Annotated in this window: 20 protein-coding genes; 13 read left to right on the top strand and 7 right to left on the bottom strand. The window is 36.0% G+C overall.

Annotated elements, in window-relative coordinates; translation table 11 throughout:
• The first annotated feature begins 68 nt into the window (after positions 1–68).
• Complete coding sequence (locus PMI13_RS10255) at positions 69–821, top strand: glycosyltransferase family 2 protein (protein WP_007843356.1); 753 nt, start codon at positions 69–71, stop codon at positions 819–821.
• Complete coding sequence (locus PMI13_RS10250; protein ID WP_007843354.1) at positions 821–1,444, top strand: hypothetical protein; 624 nt, start codon at positions 821–823, stop codon at positions 1,442–1,444. The genes PMI13_RS10255 and PMI13_RS10250 overlap by 1 nt, the downstream gene beginning before the upstream one ends.
• Here the strand turns inward: PMI13_RS10250 and PMI13_RS10245 are convergent.
• The 6 genes from PMI13_RS10245 to PMI13_RS10220 all read right to left on the bottom strand — a co-directional run bounded on the left by PMI13_RS10245 (position 1,436) and on the right by PMI13_RS10220 (position 6,156).
• Positions 1,436–2,671 (bottom strand): 3-deoxy-D-manno-octulosonic acid transferase, encoded by a 1,236-nt coding sequence (locus PMI13_RS10245; protein WP_007843352.1) that lies wholly within the window; start codon positions 2,669–2,671, stop codon positions 1,436–1,438. The two genes, PMI13_RS10250 and PMI13_RS10245, sit on opposite strands and share 9 nt — an antisense overlap.
• A gap of 4 nt (positions 2,672–2,675) precedes the next feature.
• Positions 2,676–3,020 carry a cupin domain-containing protein gene (locus PMI13_RS10240; RefSeq protein WP_007843351.1) on the bottom strand — a complete coding sequence of 115 codons (345 nt, stop codon included), beginning with the start codon at positions 3,018–3,020 and terminating at the stop codon, positions 2,676–2,678.
• Positions 3,013–3,465: a DUF1648 domain-containing protein gene (locus PMI13_RS20630; protein ID WP_007843350.1), complete on the bottom strand. Its 453-nt coding sequence runs from the start codon at positions 3,463–3,465 to the stop codon at positions 3,013–3,015. Before PMI13_RS20630 ends, PMI13_RS10240 begins: the two co-directional genes overlap by 8 nt.
• Positions 3,466–3,480: 15 nt before the next feature.
• Positions 3,481–4,197 carry a C40 family peptidase gene (locus PMI13_RS10230; RefSeq protein ID WP_007843349.1) on the bottom strand — a complete coding sequence of 239 codons (717 nt, stop codon included), beginning with the start codon at positions 4,195–4,197 and terminating at the stop codon, positions 3,481–3,483.
• Positions 4,198–4,283: 86 nt separating this feature from the next.
• Positions 4,284–4,931, bottom strand: coding sequence for an O-methyltransferase (locus tag PMI13_RS10225; protein ID WP_007843348.1), 648 nt, complete (start codon positions 4,929–4,931; stop codon positions 4,284–4,286).
• Between the two features lie 391 nt (positions 4,932–5,322).
• Positions 5,323–6,156: an OmpA family protein gene (locus tag PMI13_RS10220; RefSeq protein WP_007843345.1), complete on the bottom strand. Its 834-nt coding sequence runs from the start codon at positions 6,154–6,156 to the stop codon at positions 5,323–5,325.
• Positions 6,157–6,246: 90 nt separating this feature from the next.
• Here PMI13_RS10220 and tilS point away from each other — a divergent pair, with 90 nt between their 5' ends.
• The 9 genes from tilS (at position 6,247) to PMI13_RS10175 (ending at position 16,740) form a co-directional block, all read left to right on the top strand.
• Positions 6,247–7,572, top strand: a complete 1,326-nt coding sequence (gene tilS, locus PMI13_RS10215) for a tRNA lysidine(34) synthetase TilS (RefSeq protein ID WP_007843344.1) — start codon at positions 6,247–6,249, stop codon at positions 7,570–7,572.
• Positions 7,562–9,634 carry a protein-disulfide reductase DsbD family protein gene (locus tag PMI13_RS10210; protein ID WP_007843343.1) on the top strand — a complete coding sequence of 691 codons (2,073 nt, stop codon included), beginning with the start codon at positions 7,562–7,564 and terminating at the stop codon, positions 9,632–9,634. The genes tilS and PMI13_RS10210 overlap by 11 nt, the downstream gene beginning before the upstream one ends.
• A gap of 148 nt (positions 9,635–9,782) precedes the next feature.
• Positions 9,783–11,303 carry a T9SS type A sorting domain-containing protein gene (locus PMI13_RS20910; RefSeq protein WP_007843342.1) on the top strand — a complete coding sequence of 507 codons (1,521 nt, stop codon included), beginning with the start codon at positions 9,783–9,785 and terminating at the stop codon, positions 11,301–11,303.
• A 157-nt stretch (positions 11,304–11,460) separates the two neighbouring features.
• Positions 11,461–12,969, top strand: a complete 1,509-nt coding sequence (locus tag PMI13_RS10200; protein ID WP_007843341.1) for a T9SS type A sorting domain-containing protein — start codon at positions 11,461–11,463, stop codon at positions 12,967–12,969.
• Between the two features lie 195 nt (positions 12,970–13,164).
• Positions 13,165–13,692 (top strand): ExbD/TolR family protein, encoded by a 528-nt coding sequence (locus PMI13_RS10195; RefSeq protein WP_007843340.1) that lies wholly within the window; start codon positions 13,165–13,167, stop codon positions 13,690–13,692.
• A gap of 66 nt (positions 13,693–13,758) precedes the next feature.
• On the top strand, positions 13,759–14,268 hold the full coding sequence (locus tag PMI13_RS10190; protein WP_007843339.1) for a hypothetical protein: 510 nt from the start codon (positions 13,759–13,761) through the stop codon (positions 14,266–14,268).
• 9 nt (positions 14,269–14,277) lie between these two features.
• Positions 14,278–15,060 carry an alpha/beta fold hydrolase gene (locus PMI13_RS10185; protein WP_007843338.1) on the top strand — a complete coding sequence of 261 codons (783 nt, stop codon included), beginning with the start codon at positions 14,278–14,280 and terminating at the stop codon, positions 15,058–15,060.
• The gene (locus PMI13_RS10180; RefSeq protein ID WP_007843337.1) at positions 15,057–15,890 is read left to right on the top strand and encodes a hypothetical protein; all 834 of its coding nucleotides are present in this window, start codon (positions 15,057–15,059) and stop codon (positions 15,888–15,890) included. Before PMI13_RS10185 ends, PMI13_RS10180 begins: the two co-directional genes overlap by 4 nt.
• 49 nt (positions 15,891–15,939) lie before the next feature.
• Complete coding sequence (locus PMI13_RS10175) at positions 15,940–16,740, top strand: patatin-like phospholipase family protein (protein WP_007843336.1); 801 nt, start codon at positions 15,940–15,942, stop codon at positions 16,738–16,740.
• A gap of 70 nt (positions 16,741–16,810) precedes the next feature.
• Here PMI13_RS10175 and PMI13_RS10170 read toward each other — a convergent pair whose 3' ends face one another.
• Positions 16,811–17,815: a DHH family phosphoesterase gene (locus PMI13_RS10170; RefSeq protein ID WP_034669420.1), complete on the bottom strand. Its 1,005-nt coding sequence runs from the start codon at positions 17,813–17,815 to the stop codon at positions 16,811–16,813.
• Positions 17,816–18,089: 274 nt separating this feature from the next.
• On the opposite strand from PMI13_RS10170, the gene rpmH reads away from it, so the two are divergent.
• Together rpmH and PMI13_RS10165 are read left to right on the top strand one after the other, a co-directional pair.
• Entirely contained in the window at positions 18,090–18,248 is a 159-nt protein-coding gene (gene rpmH / locus PMI13_RS20905; RefSeq protein ID WP_007843334.1) for a 50S ribosomal protein L34, read from the top strand.
• 154 nt (positions 18,249–18,402) lie between these two features.
• Complete coding sequence (locus PMI13_RS10165) at positions 18,403–19,113, top strand: cell division ATP-binding protein FtsE (RefSeq protein ID WP_007843333.1); 711 nt, start codon at positions 18,403–18,405, stop codon at positions 19,111–19,113.
• Positions 19,114–19,134: the final 21 nt, after the last annotated feature.

Below are 19,134 nucleotides of genomic sequence, written 5' to 3'. Positions count from 1 at the left end.
TTCTTTTTCTTAAAATTCCTGCAATAATATACCCCATTCTAAAATCCTATATTTGTAAAAAAATAGGTATGCCGGAGGTTTCCATTATTACTCCCTGTTATAATTCTTCAAAGTTTCTGGAAGAAACCATCGCTTCTGTAATGAATCAAACCTTTACAGACTGGGAATGGCTGATTACGGATGATCAGTCTACCGATCATTCCGTAGAAATTATTCAAAGGATCAATGATCCCAGAGTAAGACTGACAATCGCTGAAAAAAATGGCGGCGCCGGGCATGCCAGAAACCTTGCACTGGAAAAAGCAGCAGGAAGATTTATTACTTTTCTGGATGCTGATGACTTTTGGGAGCCCAACTTCCTGAATGAAATGATAGGATTTATGAAAAAGGAAAATGCTGAAATTGCCTACTCAAATTATGCCAGATGTAATGAAGAACTGATTCCGCAGATTGAAGATTTTAAAGCAGACAAGGAGGTCACCTTTGAAAACTTACTGAAAACATGCCGCCTCTCTTTACTCTCATCCATGTATGATTCTCAAAGAGTGGGGATCGAATATTTTCCCGAAGGCAGCAAACGTGAAGATCATGTAATGTGGCTTAACTTACTGAAGAAAATACCTGTTGGTAAACCTCTGCAAAAAACGATGGCCAAATACAGAATGCACTCTACCAGTGTCTCAAGAAAAAAACAAAATATAGTGAAAGATCAATACCTGGTATATAAAGATTTCATGGGATTCTCCACATTAAAATCATTGTATTATACTGCCAACTGGGCGATGAACGGATTTATTAAATATTCTAAAATTTTCAACTAATGGAGTATTCAAAAGAATTCAAAGCTGCGTTAAGTAATTTTTCATCTGTAGAAAAAGACCGCCTGATCTTCAGATTACTGAAAAAAGACAAGCTTTTATCTAAAAAATTATATTTTGAACTGATTGATCCTGAAAACGTAGATCAGAAAAGGGCTCAAATGGAGAAGCAAATTGATGAGAAAGTTGATTTGGCTTCAAAATACATCAGCAATTCGAAATATTTTTTAGTCCTTATCCGGAAGATCAGTGCAGAGATTACAGAGCATGTCAAAATTACTACCGATAAATTCGGGGAAGTGTCTCTTCATCTGCTTCTGGTCAATAAAGTCTTAGACAGCAGTAAACTTAATCATCAACGGTTTGATGAAGTCTACAAGCTTTATATATACCTGATCAATAAGGTCCTGAGGGCTTTGGTTCTGGTAAAAAAACTGGATGAAGATTATTGGATCGAAATTAATGAACTTCTGAAAGATTTAGAGGATAAAATCAATGATAACCATTATCTGCAAAAACTTTGCATCAATAACGGCTTTGATGTGAACTGGCTGAAATGTGAAAACATCCCTGAAGATTTAGATGTAATTATAAAAGATATAAAGAGTCAGGGATTTCTAAAATGAAAGGATTTTCTTCAGGATAATTTCTGTTGAATTGGGTTTTTCATTAATAAATTTTCCTGCATTTTCAGACATCTCATTTAATACTTCTTCATTATTAATAAGGAATAAAGCAAAGTCTGCTGCTATATGTACCTCATTAAAGGATTTTCCACCATTTGCCTGAATCAGATCATCCGCCTCCGGGTTCTTTCTGTAATGGTTTCCAAAAATCACCGGCACTCCGAATGTTGCTGCCTCAAGAATATTATGCAGTCCGGCGTCATGAAAGCCACCACCCACAACGGCAATATCTGCGTAAGAGTATAATTTTGACAACAAGCCAATACTGTCGATGATTAAGATTTTAGAGCTGTTGGTTAAAAGTTGAGCTCCTGACAATTCACTGTATAATAAAGCATCAGGGAAAATCTGTTTTAAATGCTGTACTCTTTTCAAGTCGTGGGGAGCAATGATGATTTTAATTTCATTATTTTTTTCAGAAATCATCTGAGCTATTTTTTCTTCGGCATGCCAGGAGCTTCCAAAAACAACAGCCCTTTCTTCATCAATAAATTCTTTAATAAATTCAACATGGTTATGTCTTTCCCTCAATTGTTTTACCCGGTCAAACCTGGTATCCCCTGCTATTGAAGATTTTGTCAGGCCTATACTTTTAGCAAGAGCATAGGACAGTTCCGTCTGATGAAAAAACCAGTCTATATTTTTTTGCAGCTGTTTTACAAACCATTTACCATAGGATGTAAAGAAAGCCTGTCTTTCATAAAACAATGCCGAAATCACATACGTTTTTGCTCCCTGATTTTTTAATTCTTCAAGGAGATTATACCAATAGTCATATTTCACCGTAAAAAATAGTTCAGCTTTAAACTGTGAAACAAATTCCTTTACCATTGATTTCTTATCAAATGGCAGATAGCAGATTACATCCGCCATATGTTTCTTCTTAACAACATTTTCATATCCGGACGGAGAGAAAAAAGTGATCAGGATTTTATGGGCGGGAAACTGTTCTTTCAGTTTTTCCAGAACCGGGAGCCCCTGTTCATACTCTCCTAAGCTTGCCGCATGCATCCAGATGATTTTATCGGAAGTGGAAAATCCGTATTTCGCAAGAGATAGAGACTGTTTTCTTCCTTCAATTCCTTTTTTAGTTTTCTCGTTAAACAACGAAAAAATCTTCATTCCGAAGATGAGGAGATTGATAAATATGGTATAGAAAAAAGACATCTGATTATTTTTCGGTTTCGATTCTGTCGTTATTCGTAGACGGACTGGAAATCACCAGAAATTCCAGGTCTTCCACCGACTCATTAGAAATATAATGTTTTGATTGGGGTAAGATGGAAATACTTTCTCCTCTTTTCACTGAAAATCTTTCGCCATTAATGTAAAATACAGCTTCACCGTCCAGGATATGGAAAAACTGCTCGGCAATTTCGTGATAATGCAGTTTTTCAGCAGTATCCGGCAGCATTTTTTCCTGTTTAACCGAAAGTTTTGGAGTATCTCTTAAAACCCAGCAGTCACAAAGATTTCCCCAGATATAATGCTCCGAATTGTCTTTCGTCTTAACCATTCTTTCCTTTTTTAAACATGATCAATATATTAGTTCCTATCACAGCAAACAATAATCCCAGAAAAACAAAAAACAGATTACCCAACGTATTTGTTTTTCCTTCCGCCATCGAAACCGTTTTCAAAATCGTATACCCAAGTAATAATAGTAAAGAAAGCAAAATACTGTATGAAAACAGTTCTACCGACTCCTTATTTCGAAAATTATCCGGGATATTGAGCATCGGAGAATGAATATCTCTAGTAACAGCGAAAAGAATAAAAAAAAGAAATGTAGCTATTGAAGGCAGAAACCAGATTATTTTTTTATGATCCTGACCGTCCATATGCCCATTCATATCAAAATGAGTTGGAATAATTTCGGGTAACCCAGCATATTTCCATCCGACAAAAACCCAGATCGAAATGAGCAGAAAAACACTTATAGTTAATAATATTCTGGTCATTATATTCTTGTGCTACTAAAGAACATTTTTAATCACTCTCAGTTTGTGGGTATGCTGGTTCAGTTCCTTATTAAAAATACCGCTGGAATCAAGGGTATCGATTCTTACCTTTCCTGACGCATGAATAATTTTCTGATTGTCGAGCATGATTCCGACATGGATAATTTTTCCTTCAGCATTTTCAAAGAAAGCAAGATCTCCGGGCTGGCTTTCCTCCACAAATGTCAAAGGCTCTCCTACTTCCGCCTGCTGATAAGTATCTCTCGGCAGCTTTACATTGTGGATTTTGAAAACCAGTTGGGTAAAACCTGAGCAGTCTACCGCAAAAAAACTTTTACCACCCCATAAATAAGGTACATTAAGGAATTCCTTTGCTGTAAGGGCAATACTTTCACGCAGGTCGTGGCTTCTTCTGGATGCCACAGCAGGAAAATCTACTTCAGAACCCATAGAAAGCAAGGTTTTACCGTCTTTTGTAAGAACAGAAGAAAAATCTTCGGTGATCAGCGTTACTTTTCTGTTAGCCAGCTCTTCATCAGATACCGGCTTTATCTGCTTGGTATCCATCCATCCTTCATAGCCATCGTAATGCATTTTTATTTTGGTCCAGTTTTTATTCACTTCAAGAATATCTGCACTTTCACCAAATAGTATTTCCGTAACAATTTCAGCCTTGTCAGAATTTTCCGCGCGTACCGGTGCTACCGTAACAATACAAACTCCTTTATTCATTAACTTTATATTAAAAGATTGAATCATTCAAGATTAAAAAACAAAGGTTTGAAGCCGTTTACTATTTTAATCTTTAAATATTTTAATTACTTCCTGCGAAGGAAGTTTACTCCGTCACGCAAAGGTAAAATAAGATTTTCAAAATCATTGTCTTTTGCGATCAAATCATTTAATTCCTTAATAATCTGTGTTGACTTTTGTTTAGGGTTTTCTTCCAGGACTTTTCCATACCATAAAACATTATCAAACATCACTACCGAACCTGATTGGGTCCTGGGCTTGATTAATCTGAAATATTCTGCATAATTTTCTTTATCTGCATCAATAAACACCAGATCGAAAACCTCATCGGTTTGCTTTAAAAATTCTTTGGCGTCCTGAAGTTTAAACTGAATCTGACTAGAATACTCACTTTCTTCAAAATATTTTTGCGGGAGATAAGCCAGGTCCTCATTGATATCCAATGTCGTTATTTTTCCTTCTTTGGATAAACCTGTAGCAAGACAAAGCGTGGCATATCCTGTGAATGTACCTATTTCAAGCACATTTTCAGGCTTCAGTATCTGGGAAATAATGGTTAAAAGCCTTCCCTGCTGATATCCGGATATCATATGCGGCTGTGTCGTTTTCTGAAAAGTTTCTCTTCTTAGTTTTTTCAGAATTTCAGGTTCAGAGGAGGCATGGGTTTCCAGATACCTGTCCATTTCAGGATTCTTTTCTTCAAAAAAGCTCATTCTACAAATTTTTGTAGCTCAAATTTAACTAAATATAAGGAAAAGAGCAGATTTAATGGCGAAAAAATCATTTTTAAATCAGGAAAAAGCCCATATAAATTACCGTAGAAATACGGATATCCCATATATATGATACTGCTACCTTTGCAAAGACAGATAATAACACTAAGAAAAAACGGATATGAATGTCAGAGAAAACCAAACCCATGAGAAGAGGCCTCCTGCTGAGTTGATGAGCAAAGCGGAGTCTTTAAAAAAAACTAAAAACACAATATCCAATTCATTTTTTAAACGAATTATTTCATTATTGAAAAAAGAAGAAGTAATTTGACCCAAACAATAAATCCCGAATTTCTTCGGGATTTATTTGTATTATTAAATTTAGATCTTCTTATTTTTTCGGGGCAATATCCATCAGTTTCATGAATTCATCAAGCTTAGGCATAATGATAATTTCCGTTCTTCTGTTTTCCGCTCTTCCGGAAACGCTCATGTTAGTCGCTTTAGGATTATATTCAGAACGTCCTCCTGCTGTAATTCTTGAAGGATCTACCCCAAACTGGGTCTGTAAGATTTTGGCAATTGCTGTTCCTCTTAATGCAGAAAGATCCCAGTTGTCTCTTGGCAGATTAGTAGAATTTAATGGTGCGTTATCTGTATTACCTTCAATTAATACTGAATATTTATCGTAATCATTAATCACTTTTGCTACTTTTCCTAATACTTCCTGAGCAGCAGGCAATACATTGTAATCTCCTGTTTTGTATAACATTTTATCTGAAAGTGAAATCATCACCACTCCTTTCAATACTTTTACCTGTACATCATCGTCTGTTACATTATCCAAAGATCTCTTCAGCTTGTTTGACAATGCTAAATTCAGACTGTCATTTTTAGCGTTATTAGAGATCAGCTGCTTGATATAAGAATTGGAAGCGTTGATCTCACCTACTAATTTATCAATGTTTGCAGAACTTTTTCCGGTGTTAGACAAGCATGCATCTAAAGATGATTTTAATGCATCATGCTGACTTTTCAATAAATTGTTTTCACTGGTCAACGCAGAGTTTTGTCCTTTTAAATCCTGAATCTCTCTTTGTCTTTCTCCAATATTCTCAATACATTGCTTGTAGTTTGTACTTAAAGCATCATATTGCTTTTTGCTGATACAAGATGTCATTCCCAACACCATTGCAGAAACTGCTAAAATTTTTAAAATCTTCATAAATAATCTTTTTTAGACGAATCAAAGTTAGGGAAATTCAATTGAATTATATGGATTATCTTTGCATAAAAGAAATTCTCAACATACCTATTGGAAAAAATAAGTTTAAAAAAACAGTTAAAAAATCTTGTCGGGACACCTGAGAACCACACTTATCTTTTAGCAGTAAGCGGTGGTGTTGATTCTATGGTTTTAGCCTCGCTTTTTAATGATTCAAAACTTCATTTTCACATTGCCCACATCAACTATAAACTTCGTGGGGAAGATTCTGATTCGGATCAAAAAATAGTTCAGGACTTTTGTGAGAAAAAGCATATTCCATTCCATTTATATGTAGTTTCCGGTAGAGATCAAAAACCGGAAAACTCAATTCAACTTTGGGCAAGAGAATTAAGGTATAATTTTTTCAAACAGATCAGGGAAAAAGAAAAGCTGGAATTCCTGGTTACAGCCCATCATCTGAATGACCAGCTGGAAACATTCATCATTAACCTTTCAAAAGCATCGGGAATTAATGGTTTAAGTGGAATTCCGGCTAATGACAATCATATTTTACGCCCTCTTCTGCCATTTTCAAAAGAAGAAATTTACACCTTTGCAAAAGAGAATAATATTGAGTTCCGCGAAGATTTATCCAATAAAAAAAATGATTACCTGAGAAATAAAATCAGAAATGAGATTGTTCCGAAACTTTTGGAAACCAATGACCATTTTCTGGAAAATTTTAAAAAAAGCTCTTCTTATCTGAATCAAACAAAAGATTTTGTTCAGAAACAGATTAAAGAAATAGAAAGCAGGATTTCGGTATTTAACAATGGTCATACAATAATATCAAAAGAAAAGCTAGAGACAGAAAGTGATTTTGTAAAGTTTGAAATTTTAAAAAAATACGGTTTCTATCAGGAAGAAGAGATTTCTAAAATCTTTAAAGCAGAAAACGGGAGCTCTTTTTTTTCGAAAGATTATCAATTATCCGTTCACAGAAATGAATTGATCTTCCTTCATAGAAATGAAAAAAAGGCAGTAAACAAAGAGCTTGTACTGATAGAGAATTATGATTTTTCTAAAACTCAGAATTTAATCAATCTTGGAGATGCCATTGAAGATATTGACGAAATCAATAAGGGTTTTGACTGGGACTTTGATGCCGATAAACTCCAGTTTCCACTGCGATTAAGAAAGCAACAGGAAGGAGATTTATTTTATCCCTCAGGCTTTTCAGGAAAAAAGAAAGTTTCTAAGTTTTTTAGGGACGAAAAAATATCTATTTTAGCGAAGCAAAAAATCTGGATATTGGCTGACGGTAATAATTCTGTTCTCGGTATTATTCCTTTCAGACAAGACAGAAGGTGTGCAAGGGATGAGAAAACAAAAAATATTCTCAAAATTTTTAATGAAAAATACAATGAAATTTAGAAGCTGGTTTTTATTAATTCTGTTATTTTTAGGTACAGGAATTAATGCACAGATTAAAAATCCTGTAAAATTCAAATTCACGATCAATGATTTAGGAAATAACCAGTATGAAGCTGTTTTAAATGCAACAATGGAAAGCGGCTGGCATATTTATTCCAAAGATTTACCGGAAGACACGGGGATTCCGACTGAATATAAGGTTTCGGGGAAAAATATCGAACTGATCGGAAAGTTTACAGAAGTAGGAAAAAAACATGAAGAATTTTCAGAAGCTTTTGGAGGAACGATTGTATTTTATTCCAATAATGCCGGCTTCAAACAGAAATTTAAGCTTAAAGATCCGGCAAAACCTGCTGATGTGACGTCTGAAATCACTTATCAGACTTGTGACGACAGGGTTTGTCTGGCACCAAATACCCTAGAATTCAATCAAAAGGTTATGCCTAAAGGAACAACGGATGAAGCAGCACCTGATGAAACCATTGCGAAAACAGTAAAAGACTCTGTAAAAACTACAGAAACAGTGGCTGTAAATCCTAAAAAAGATGAAGTAACGGTTACTGAATCTTCCCACTTAGATCCTAAGAATTTAAAAATAGAGGCTTTAGATTTCAAGAAGCCTTTAACAGATTGTGGCACCGCTTCTACAGAAGTTAGTGAAAACTACTGGACTTACCTGTTTTTAGGATTTATCGGAGGGCTTATTGCCTTACTTACTCCTTGTGTTTTCCCGATGATCCCTCTGACGGTTTCATTCTTTACAAAGGGAAATAAAAACAAAGCAAAAGGAAAAAGAGATGCCATTATTTACGGATTTTTCATCCTTTTAATTTTCGTTTTATTAAGTGTACCTTTCCATTTAATTGATGGGATTGCAGGGAATATTTTTAATGAAATTTCTACAAGTGTCTGGCTGAATATTGCATTTTTTATCATCTTTATTTTCTTCGCAGGAAGTTTCTTCGGATATTATGATATCACTTTGCCAAGTTCAATTGCCAACAAATCTTCCAAAGCTGAGGAAGCAGGGGGAATTATCGGTATTTTCTTCATGGCATTGACGCTTGTTATTGTTTCGTTCTCTTGTACAGGTCCTATTTTAGGAAGCTTATTAGGAAGCGCAGTAACAGGATCTACAAATGTTCCGATGCTACTGACTTTTGCTTTAGCCGGATTTGGTTTTGCCTGGGCAATTGTTTTCGGACTTTTAGCATTATTTCCGCAGGCTTTACAAAGTCTTCCAAAATCAGGAGGCTGGATGAATACTGTGAAAGTGGTTTTAGGGTTCGTAGAACTGGCATTGGCATTAAAATTCTTATCAAAAGCAGACTTAGTATCCAAAACGTTCTTATTAAAAAGAGAGCTTTTCATCATAATATGGATCATTATTGCCGTTGGATTGGCATTATATTTATTTGGATTAATAAGATTCCCGCATGATGATAAAAAACCGAAAATTTCTATTACACGAAAAATATTGGGTGCTTTGGGCGTTGGATTTGTTATCTATTTAATTCAGGGGTTAATTCCTTCAGAACGTCCGAAACTTCAATTATTAAGTGGAATCTTACCTCCGTTGAATGTAAGCTATTTTCACAATGAAAAAGACGGAATTCTCGGCATGCATCCTGAACATGATTTCTTTAAAGCTATTGAACTGGCTAAAAAAGAAAACAAACCCATACTGGTCGATTTTACGGGTTACGGCTGTGAGAACTGTAGAAAAATGGAAGAATTCGTATGGAGCGAACCGGACATTTTACCGATACTTCAGAACGATGTGGTTCTTGCCTCTCTGTATGTAGATGATAAGGAAGAGCTTCCTGAAGATCAGAAAACTAGAATAGATCTGGGAGAAGGACAGATCAAGAAAGTAAAAACCATTGGAGACCGATGGAGCTTATTCCAGCAGGTAAATTTCAATAATAATTCCCAGCCGCATTATGTCCTGGTAACTCCGGACGGAAAAGTAATCAACACACCGGTTTCCGGTTATATGCCGAAAGAAGATTTCAAAAAATTCCTGGAATGTGGTGTCAACTATTACAAACAGTATAAATAATTTAATTAAGAAAATAGAGAATGCCTTGTCAAAATCAATTGACAAGGCATTTTTTTTACACTTATTAGAAAAATGACTACACTTACTTATTGAGTTCTCTACAATTGACTGGTTTTTAATAATTTTATGCATATCTCAACTTATCTAAATGAAAAATATCTATTACTTTCTGTTTATAGCATTAAGCTGTTCTTTTATAAAGGCTCAGGCTCCGGATATTGAATGGCAGAAATCATTAGGAGGAACTTTCTCAGAACAGTATCCTGACATCCAGCAAACCTCAGACGGAGGATATATAGTTGCAGGATCTTCCAGCTCTCACAACGGCGATGTCACAGGAAACCACGGTTCTCTTGATCAATGGGTGGTAAAATTAAATTCCAGCGGAATGATTCAATGGCAAAAATGTCTCGGAGGATCATCTGTAGAAAGAGCATATTCTGTTCGTCAAACGGCGGATGGCGGATATATTGTAGCTGGTTCTACAGAATCCAATAACGGAGATGTCACCGGAAATCATGGAAGCAGCGATTACTGGGTAGTAAAACTGGATGCATCAGGAAATTTAACCTGGCAAAAAACTTTAGGAGGAACAGGCATTGATATCGCAAAATCTATACGGCAGACCTCCGATGGCGGATACATTGTTTCCGGAAGATCATCATCTGTTGATGGTGACATTACAGGAAATCTGGGAAACAGTGACTATTGGGTTGTAAAACTTAGCCCAACAGGAAATCTGCAATGGCAAAAATCCCTTGGAGGCGAAGGTCCTGATGAAGCTGCTTCTATTGAACAGACTACGGATGGAGGTTATATTGTTGCCGGTACTTCCTGGACTTCCAATACCATTATTATAGGCCATGGCTTTGGTGATTATTGGGTTGTTAAGCTCGATCCCACAGGAAATACACAATGGCAAAAATCTTTTGGTGGCAGCAATACAGACAATGCCTGCTCAGTGAAACAAACCTCTGATGGTGGATATATTGTCTTAGGGACATCATCTTCTATTGACGGAGATATTACAGCGAGTAACGGCAACGATGATTATTGGGTTGTAAAAATGGATGCTTTGGGAAATCTGCAATGGCAAAAATCTTACGGCGATGATTTATATGACCGTGCCTTTAATATTAATACTACAAGTGACGGCGGATATGCAGTTGTAGGATACTCCGGAACACCCGCAGAAGGGAATCCGGGCAGCAATGATTACTGGATGCTAAAATTAAAACCCAACGGTGATGTTGACTGGCATAAAAAATTCGGAGGTCTTACAGATGATACTGCAATGGCAGTACAACAAACTTCTGATGGTGGCTACATTATTAGCGGCTACTCAGACGCCATCACCGGAACTCCGGGAAATTATAATTACTGGATTATAAAATTAGGCGGGAAACGATTGAGCACTGAAGAAAATCTCATATCTGAAAAACCTCATCTGTATCCAAATCCGGCAAAAGAATCTTTTTATCTCGATAACCTTCCCGGTGAAGTCACAGTGCATATTACTGACATGTCCGGAAGAAAATTATTCAATCAAAAATATAATGAAAAAAAAGTTTCCATAAGTACTAATCAATTTATAAACGGAGTATATGTGATCCAGGTTCAGCACCAGGGAAAAACTATTTTATCGGACAAATTAATCATCAAAAAATAAACAATAACCATCTTAATATAAAACCTTATGAATAAAAAACTTTATAAGGTTTTTTATACTGTCATTAAAGAAACTATATTAATAATAGGTTAGGTATGGATACATGGATTCCGGCTTAATCAGGCTTTGTTTATATTTAAATAAATTAGAAATACTAATGAAAAATTTACTTTTCTTTCTGATTTTTACATTATGTTTTTCAATAATACATGGTCAATCACCTAATATTATGTGGCAAAAAACCTTAGGAGGTACTGACCAGGACGAAATCTTTGATATTGAGCCTACCAGTGATGGAGGCTTTATTATAGCCGGATATACCGGTTCTGCAAACGGAGATGTTACAGCCAATCATGGACTACAGGATATGTGGGTGATAAAAACAGATGTCTCAGGCAATATCCAATGGCAAAAAACTTTAGGCGGAAGTGCTCTCGACAGAGCATCCGGTATCCGGCAGACTAATGATGGTGGCTATATTGTTATCGGATATACCAATTCTACTGATGGAGATATCACAATAAATCATGGCATGGATGATTTATGGATCGTTAAATTGAGTCCCTCTGGCACCTTACAATGGCAGAAAACCTATGGTGGCGCCTATGAGGAAGGAGGAAACAACATCTATCAGACCGATGACGGAGGGTATATAGCAATTGGATTTGCCATTTCTTTAAATGATGGGTTCAGGGATATGTGGATACTCAAACTCGACGACACAGGGAACATCCAGTGGCAAAAAACGTTTGGGAATATTTATGATGATGACGGCTCTCAAATCAGACAGACACCGGATGGCAACTATATAGCCATTGGGACTTATAGTTCTCTTCCCGGCAACACTTCTGATTTTTGGATATTAAAACTTGGCCCCTCAGGAAATATGATCTGGCAAAAAATGATGGGCGGCAGTTCCCGTGAAAACCCATATGATGTTCAGCTCACCAATGACGGCGGATATATTATGACAGGATACACCCAATCTTCAGACGGGGACGTTACAGGAAGTCATGGACAGGGAGAAGTATGGACCGTAAAATTAAATTCTCTTGGCAATATAGAATGGGAAAAAACCTTCGGTGGGACATCTTCTGATTATGGTGAAGCCATTAAACAGACTTTAGACGGAGGTTATATCATTGCTGGAATTGCACAATCTGCAAATGGTGATGTTACCGGTAATCACGGATTCCATGATTTTTGGGTAATCAAAACAGATGCTTCAGGAAATATTCAGTGGCAACAAACATTGGGCGGAAGCAGTCTCGATACGGCACGGGATATTGTGCAAACTTCAGATGATTCTTATGTCGTTATCGGAGGAACTTTTTCCACAGACGGAAATGTAACCGGAAATCACGGAAGCCTGGATGGCTGGATTGTAAAACTTAAAACTGAACAACTAAGCACTCAAGAAAATAATATTAACAACATTATTTCATTATATCCAAATCCGGCCAAGGAATCTTTTTATCTCGATAACCTTCCCGGTGAAATTATAGTGCATATCACAGATATGTCCGGAAGAAAATTATTCACTCAAAAATATAATGGAAAAAAAGTTTCCATAAATACTAATCAATTTATAAACGGAGTATATATGATCCAGGTTGAGTGCCAGGGAAAAACTATTTTATCAGATAAACTAATAATCAGAAAATAATTACACAATCTTAAAACATTATAAAACCTTATGAATTTTTAACTTCATAAGGTTTTTTTATATCAAACATTAAACAAATTTTGAAAATTTACAACATTATCAAAATTTAGGTACAGACTTTGTATAGATTTTTTCAAATAGAGAAAGGTACCTCAATCTTTATCACCAATTGTTTAACATTTAAAAATTAAAATTATGGCTGAAATAATTGCTCAAGAAAAACAAGGCGGAAAACAGAAAAAAAAATTAATCCGGGTTGATATGACACCTATGGTAGATTTAGGATTCTTATTAATTACCTTTTTTATGTTCACTACCAATTTTACAAAACCCAATGTAATGGATTTACGGCTACCGGCAAAAGATCCAAGACCAAGTCCTCCAATAAATGATAATGTGATAAAAGATAAAAATCAGGTTACTTTCATTATAGGAAAAGATAACAGAGTGTTCTATCATCAAAGCAATGAGAAAGATTTAACAAAAAACAACTTAAAAGAAACCGATTTCAATGGAGTCAATATTTCCAAAGTAATTGCAGAAGCCTATAACAATGCACCTAAAAAGGATATCTTCACGGTAATTGTAAAACCGACTGATGATGCCAACTACAAAAACTTTGTTGATATGCTGGATAATATCGCAATTTCAAAAAAAGAACGATACGGCATTACAGACATCAAACCCCGGGAAAAGAAAGTTTATGAAGAATTAACAAAATAAAGAGAAAGGGCATTTTAAAAATGCTCTTTTTTTTATTTAATTTTGAAAGTATAATTTAATGTATCAATGAAAAATCTTCTTATCGCTGCAAGCTTCGCTGCTCTTATAGCCTCATGTTCAAAAAAAGAAAGTCAATCTACTCAAAATCAAACGGACAGCACAAAAGTTATCGATTCTATTAATGCTGCCAGAACAAAAATCAATGACAGCATCAGAGCTAAAAATCACTTCAAAGATTTCAACGGTAACCATAAATTCACTCATAACCTGATTAAAAATTCCGGTTCTGTAAATTTCAAAAAAATTGAAGGCGAAAAAGACCGGTACGAAGTTTCAGGAGATATAAAATCCGGAAAAGATTATGTGCACATCCAGGGCAATATGAAAATAATTTCTGAAAAGCACATGAATTTCACAGGAAGTGTTTCAGAAAGCATTTCTGAGAGCGAAAACGGGAAAATTTATGTAAGACAAGGCACAAAAACCTTCATGTCTAAAGACGGTGGGAAAACATGGAGACTCCAGGATATGATAAATGGTTCGGGATTTGTTGAGTATATTGATATTCATTTTTAATTTTAAGCTATGCTGAACTTTGAGAAAAAAGGAAACGGAAAAGAGACTTTGATTTTACTGCACGGTTTCATGGAAAATCTCTCCATCTGGGATGATATGGAACCGCATCTTTCTGAGAATTTTTCACTTTTAAAAATAGACCTTCCCGGGCATGGGCAGTCGGAGATATTAGCTGAAACCCACACCATGGAACTGATGGCGGAAGAAGTAAAAAAAGTTCTGGACCATGAAAAGTTAAATAAAGTTCACTTATTAGGCCATTCTATGGGTGGCTATACTTCACTTGCTTTTGCTGAGAAATATCCGGAAAACCTGAAAAGCCTTACCTTATTTTTCTCAACCTATTTTCCGGATGACGAAGAAAAAAAGCAGCAGCGTATTAAAAGTTACAGAATAATCAAAGAAGCCTTTCCAAATTATGTAAGAGCAGGAATCCCCAATTTATTCAACCCTAATGAAAGGGATATCCTGGAAGGAAAAATTGAAACTGCCTTGGCAATAGCCTTATCAACTAATAATCTCGGTGCTTTAGCCTGCGTAAAAGGAATGGTAGAAAGAACCGATAAAAAGCACATCCTTGAAAATCTTGAATCAAAAATCCTTGTTCTGGCAGGAAAACATGACAATGCAGTAAAAACAGAAAATACCATTAAAAGCCTCCCGGACAGAACCAATATCAAATCATATGTTATTGACTGCGGGCATAACGGACACTGGGAGAAACCCGGTATCTGTGCAGAAATTATCAATACAGAATTACTCCACAACATGCCTAAAAAATTAGTTTTATGAAATTGACCCCAATGAAAGTTGTTATTACTCCACTCATACTCTCCGTATTCTTCAGCTGTAAAAAAGAAACCCATGTTGCCAGCAGTCTCACCGACTCAATATCTTATGTAAAAGAAGCCCAGAAAGATTCTCTGATAAAAGAACGGCAGGATCAGGGATTTTTTGTCTTTGAAACCGAACTATGTACCAATAAAGGTTATTTTGACGAAAGCAAATATACCCGAGACGAACTGGAAGCAACATATCAGCTTTACTACAAGTTCGGAGGTGCAATACTAAGCTCTCCGCATGTTTTCAAGCTTGCAGACCTTCAGGAAGTAAGACGAGACAAAGACCAGATTTTAAAAAAATTAGAAAAGGAGTTCAAAGAAAAGAAAAAAGCAATTGAAAACTTACAGGTCGTTAATATACCTTACTGGCAGAATGTAAAGAAACAAACCCTTCAGTCCCTGATGCAGGAATATGAAACTGAAAAAAACCAGATTGCAGCATATTCCGACCCGTCAGTTTTATTAAAAGACAAATATTCTGAAAATTGTGAGCGTTTTATAAAAGCTTTGAATTCCAACGACAATGAAATGACTGCAGAGTGGAGAAAGCTCCGTGAAGAAATGAGCAGGAAAAACGGAAATCCTCAAAACGTTATGAACGAATTTGAAAACCGTTTTAATTCTCCTGACAAGAGAGATTATGCCATTATGGATCTTATTGTATTCGGATGGGGAAATTGTGTAAACGACAATATTCAAAGACCGGAACACAATACAGAAATGAATAAAAACTTCAATTCGCTTTTCACAAAAATTGATGCCGAATGTGATGAACCCTAAAAAACAGGTGTCAAAAATTCTTGTATCTTAGTAACGCTTAATTTTCTACATGGGTTTATTCTCTTTCAAAAAAAAGAAACCAGTTATCGGCCTGACACTCTCGGGCGGGGGAATGCGTGGAATTGCCCACATCGCTGTTTTAAAAGCTTTGGAAGAATATGACCTGAAACCAGAAATCATCTCCGGAACAAGTGCAGGTTCTATCATTGCAGCATTCTATTCTTTCGGGAAAACACCTGATGAAATGATGGAGATTGTAAAACATACAACATTTTTTTCAAGGTCATATTTAAAGCTTTCCAAAAACGGCATTTTTAGTTCAAACTTTATTCTAAAACTCCTTACCGATCATTTTCCGAAAGATAATTTTGATATTTTGAAAATTCCGGTTATTGTTGCAGCCACGGAAATGACTCATGGCATTGTAGATTTCTTTTCAGAAGGCCCTCTTTTTCAGCCACTTTTAGCATCCTCGAGTGTACCTTTTATCCTGCCTCCTGTGAGGATCGGAGAAAAAATATATGTAGATGGCGGAGTCCTGGACAACCTTCCTATCGAACCCATTATTGATAAATGCAATTTCCTGATTGCTTCCCATGTCAATTCATTAAGCTACGACGGACTTCAGAAAATGAGCTTGATGAAAGAGTTTGACAGAATCCTGCATTTAGCCATTGCAAAATCCGTTTACTCCAAAGTAAAATCCTGTGATATTTTTCTGGATCCACCTAAAATGACAAAATTCAGCCTCTTCAACAAGAAATTTATGGATGAAATGTTCCAGGAAGTATACGAATATACCTGCAAAGAACTGGAAGATAAGGGCTACACTAAGAGAGCTTATAATTGACTGTTAGGGCCAATAAATATATGCGCCCATATGCCTTGTTGCTTTTTTATAAATTAACAATTCCGTTTCCTTACAAATTTTCTTCTGCTACTCTGGCTTTGAAAGTTTCGATCGTGTCCGGTAAAGATTCATAAGACTTCCCCCCTGCTGCATTGATGTGCCCGCCACCGTTAAAATGTTTTCTCGAAAGCTGGTTTACATCTACATCATCCTTACTTCTGAAAGAAATTTTAATAAAATCTTCATAAAGATCTTCCATGAAAAACGCTGACATTCTTACTCCCACAATACTTAAGCCGTAGTTTACAAAACCTTCCGTATCTCCTTTCTGGAAACCATATTCCTGAAGCTCTTTTCGGGTAAGGTATAAAACAGCCACTTTTCCGTCGTTTACCACTTCAATCCTTCCAAGGATCAATGCCAGCAAATGAAGACGCGAAACCGTATTGGTATCCCAGGTATTGGACGTGATGACAGACGGATCTGCTCCTTTTTCAATCAGGTTAGCAATAATCCGGTGCGTTGTCGCGCTCGTGGAACGGAAACGGAAACCACCGGTATCAGTCATAATTCCGGTGTAAAGACATTCTGCAATATCTTTATTTACCAGTGCTTCATCATGCAGTGCTTCTATAAAATGATAAATCATCTGTGATGTCGCCGGAATAATCGTATCAGAATAGACATAATCAAATTCTTCCGGTTGCTGATGATGATCAATAAGAATTTTTTTAGCCTTAGCTCTTACCAGCCAGTCGCCCAGGATTCCGATTCTCGCCGGGGAATTAAAATCCAGGCAGAAAATCACATCTGCTTCATTAATTAAATCAAATGCTATCTTTCTTTTATATTCACCAATGATATTCTTTCTGGCTTCAGGCATCCATTTCAGAAATTTTGGAAAATCATTCGGAACCACTACTTCAGCATTGATTCCTTTAGCCTGAAGATAATGTTTAAGCCCTAAACTGGAACCGATAGCATCTCCGTCCGGATTATAGTGAGTAAGAATAACTATCTTATTTTCAGGAGTAAGCAGTGCATTAATTTCTAAAAGTTCCGCAGGTGTAAACATCATTATGTCTTCTTTAAAATTTAGGTCTCCAAAGATAGAGCTTTTATATAAACCTAGACTCATTATTTTTAAACACAGAAAATACTGATTAAAAATTGAAAGATTTAAAAATCATCAGCCCTTATAATGATTATTCTCAACCTTCGGCCCTCAACCCGTAACCATCTCATCAAATATTTTAAAAAAAATATAAGATAAGTTTGTAACTTTTAAAAAATTCTATATCTTTGCAACCTGAAAAATAAATAGATAATTACGATTTAAATATATAGTAATGAGTAAAAGAACATTCCAACCATCAGAAAGAAAAAGAAGAAACAAACACGGTTTCAGAGAAAGAATGTCTACGCCAAACGGTAGAAGAGTTTTGGCTGCAAGAAGAGCTAAAGGCAGAAAGAGTTTAACTGTAAGTGCATCACGCGCTAAGAGATAATCTCCTGAATTATCATATACAAATCATGCTTGAAAAGAAGTTTTTCAGGCATTTTTTGTTGTTAAAATTTACTAAAATTTAGGTTCTTTAGATTTCTTTTTTCTATTTTTAAAATCTGAAAATTATTTTAGAAATAGCCTCTTAAAATTGAATTATGCCACATACAAATATCTCCGGAGATAATATTATAAATTTACAACATGCAAAGATTGCACAGAAAAATTTTACAGTCCTTTCTGACGTTAATCTGAACATTAAAAAAGGTAGATTCTGCTATCTTATCGGGAAAACAGGTTCCGGAAAAAGTTCACTTTTAAAGACCTTATACGGGCATATTCCTTTGGCATCAGGACACGGAGCCGTGGTAGGCTTTGACCTTGCCAAACTAAGGCCTTCAGACATTCCGAACCTCAGAAGAAAATTAGGAATTGTTTTCCAGGATTTCCAGCTGCTTTCTGACAGGACCGTAGAGAAAAATCTAAAATTCGTTCTTGAAGCTACGGGATGGAGTGATAAAATAAAAATGGAAGACCGTATCAACGAGGTTCTCGGAAGCGTTAATATGAAAAGTAAAAAGCATAAAATGCCTCACGAGCTTTCCGGAGGTGAGCAACAACGTGTCGCTATTGCAAGAGCTTTATTAAATCATCCTGATCTTATCCTTGCCGATGAGCCGACAGGAAACCTTGATCCTGAAACATCCAACGAAATTATGACTTTACTGAAACAGGTTGCTTTGGAAAACGGAGCTGCTGTAGTAATGGCAACCCATGACTATCACATGATTCAAAATTTCCCGGGTGAAGCGATCAGATGTGAAGACGGAAAAGTTTCCGTACTGGATACTTCCGAATTATTCGAATAAAATTAAAATATTGGGGAATGA

Origin of the sequence: Chryseobacterium populi (genome assembly GCF_000282115.1) — a bacterium.
Classification (GTDB): domain Bacteria; phylum Bacteroidota; class Bacteroidia; order Flavobacteriales; family Weeksellaceae; genus Chryseobacterium; species Chryseobacterium populi.
Note: the sequence above shows the minus strand (reverse complement) of the source record. Positions and strands in the feature narration are given on the sequence as shown.

What these genes read in the sequence shown, in the direction of transcription:
- PMI13_RS10255 (WP_007843356.1), top strand. Translation starts at nt 69, where the DNA reads ATGCCGGAGGTTTCCATTATTACTCCCTGTTATAATTCTTCAAAGTTT.
- PMI13_RS10250 (WP_007843354.1), top strand. Translation starts at nt 821, where the DNA reads ATGGAGTATTCAAAAGAATTCAAAGCTGCGTTAAGTAATTTTTCATCT.
- PMI13_RS10245 (WP_007843352.1), bottom strand. Translation starts at nt 2,671, where the DNA reads ATGTCTTTTTTCTATACCATATTTATCAATCTCCTCATCTTCGGAATG.
- PMI13_RS10240 (WP_007843351.1), bottom strand. Translation starts at nt 3,020, where the DNA reads ATGGTTAAGACGAAAGACAATTCGGAGCATTATATCTGGGGAAATCTT.
- PMI13_RS20630 (WP_007843350.1), bottom strand. Translation starts at nt 3,465, where the DNA reads ATGACCAGAATATTATTAACTATAAGTGTTTTTCTGCTCATTTCGATC.
- PMI13_RS10230 (WP_007843349.1), bottom strand. Translation starts at nt 4,197, where the DNA reads ATGAATAAAGGAGTTTGTATTGTTACGGTAGCACCGGTACGCGCGGAA.
- PMI13_RS10225 (WP_007843348.1), bottom strand. Translation starts at nt 4,931, where the DNA reads ATGAGCTTTTTTGAAGAAAAGAATCCTGAAATGGACAGGTATCTGGAA.
- PMI13_RS10220 (WP_007843345.1), bottom strand. Translation starts at nt 6,156, where the DNA reads ATGAAGATTTTAAAAATTTTAGCAGTTTCTGCAATGGTGTTGGGAATG.
- PMI13_RS10210 (WP_007843343.1), top strand. Translation starts at nt 7,562, where the DNA reads ATGAAATTTAGAAGCTGGTTTTTATTAATTCTGTTATTTTTAGGTACA.
- PMI13_RS20910 (WP_007843342.1), top strand. Translation starts at nt 9,783, where the DNA reads ATGAAAAATATCTATTACTTTCTGTTTATAGCATTAAGCTGTTCTTTT.
- PMI13_RS10200 (WP_007843341.1), top strand. Translation starts at nt 11,461, where the DNA reads ATGAAAAATTTACTTTTCTTTCTGATTTTTACATTATGTTTTTCAATA.
- PMI13_RS10195 (WP_007843340.1), top strand. Translation starts at nt 13,165, where the DNA reads ATGGCTGAAATAATTGCTCAAGAAAAACAAGGCGGAAAACAGAAAAAA.
- PMI13_RS10190 (WP_007843339.1), top strand. Translation starts at nt 13,759, where the DNA reads ATGAAAAATCTTCTTATCGCTGCAAGCTTCGCTGCTCTTATAGCCTCA.
- PMI13_RS10185 (WP_007843338.1), top strand. Translation starts at nt 14,278, where the DNA reads ATGCTGAACTTTGAGAAAAAAGGAAACGGAAAAGAGACTTTGATTTTA.
- PMI13_RS10180 (WP_007843337.1), top strand. Translation starts at nt 15,057, where the DNA reads ATGAAATTGACCCCAATGAAAGTTGTTATTACTCCACTCATACTCTCC.
- PMI13_RS10175 (WP_007843336.1), top strand. Translation starts at nt 15,940, where the DNA reads ATGGGTTTATTCTCTTTCAAAAAAAAGAAACCAGTTATCGGCCTGACA.
- PMI13_RS10170 (WP_034669420.1), bottom strand. Translation starts at nt 17,815, where the DNA reads ATGTTTACACCTGCGGAACTTTTAGAAATTAATGCACTGCTTACTCCT.
- rpmH (WP_007843334.1), top strand. Translation starts at nt 18,090, where the DNA reads ATGAGTAAAAGAACATTCCAACCATCAGAAAGAAAAAGAAGAAACAAA.
- PMI13_RS10165 (WP_007843333.1), top strand. Translation starts at nt 18,403, where the DNA reads ATGCCACATACAAATATCTCCGGAGATAATATTATAAATTTACAACAT.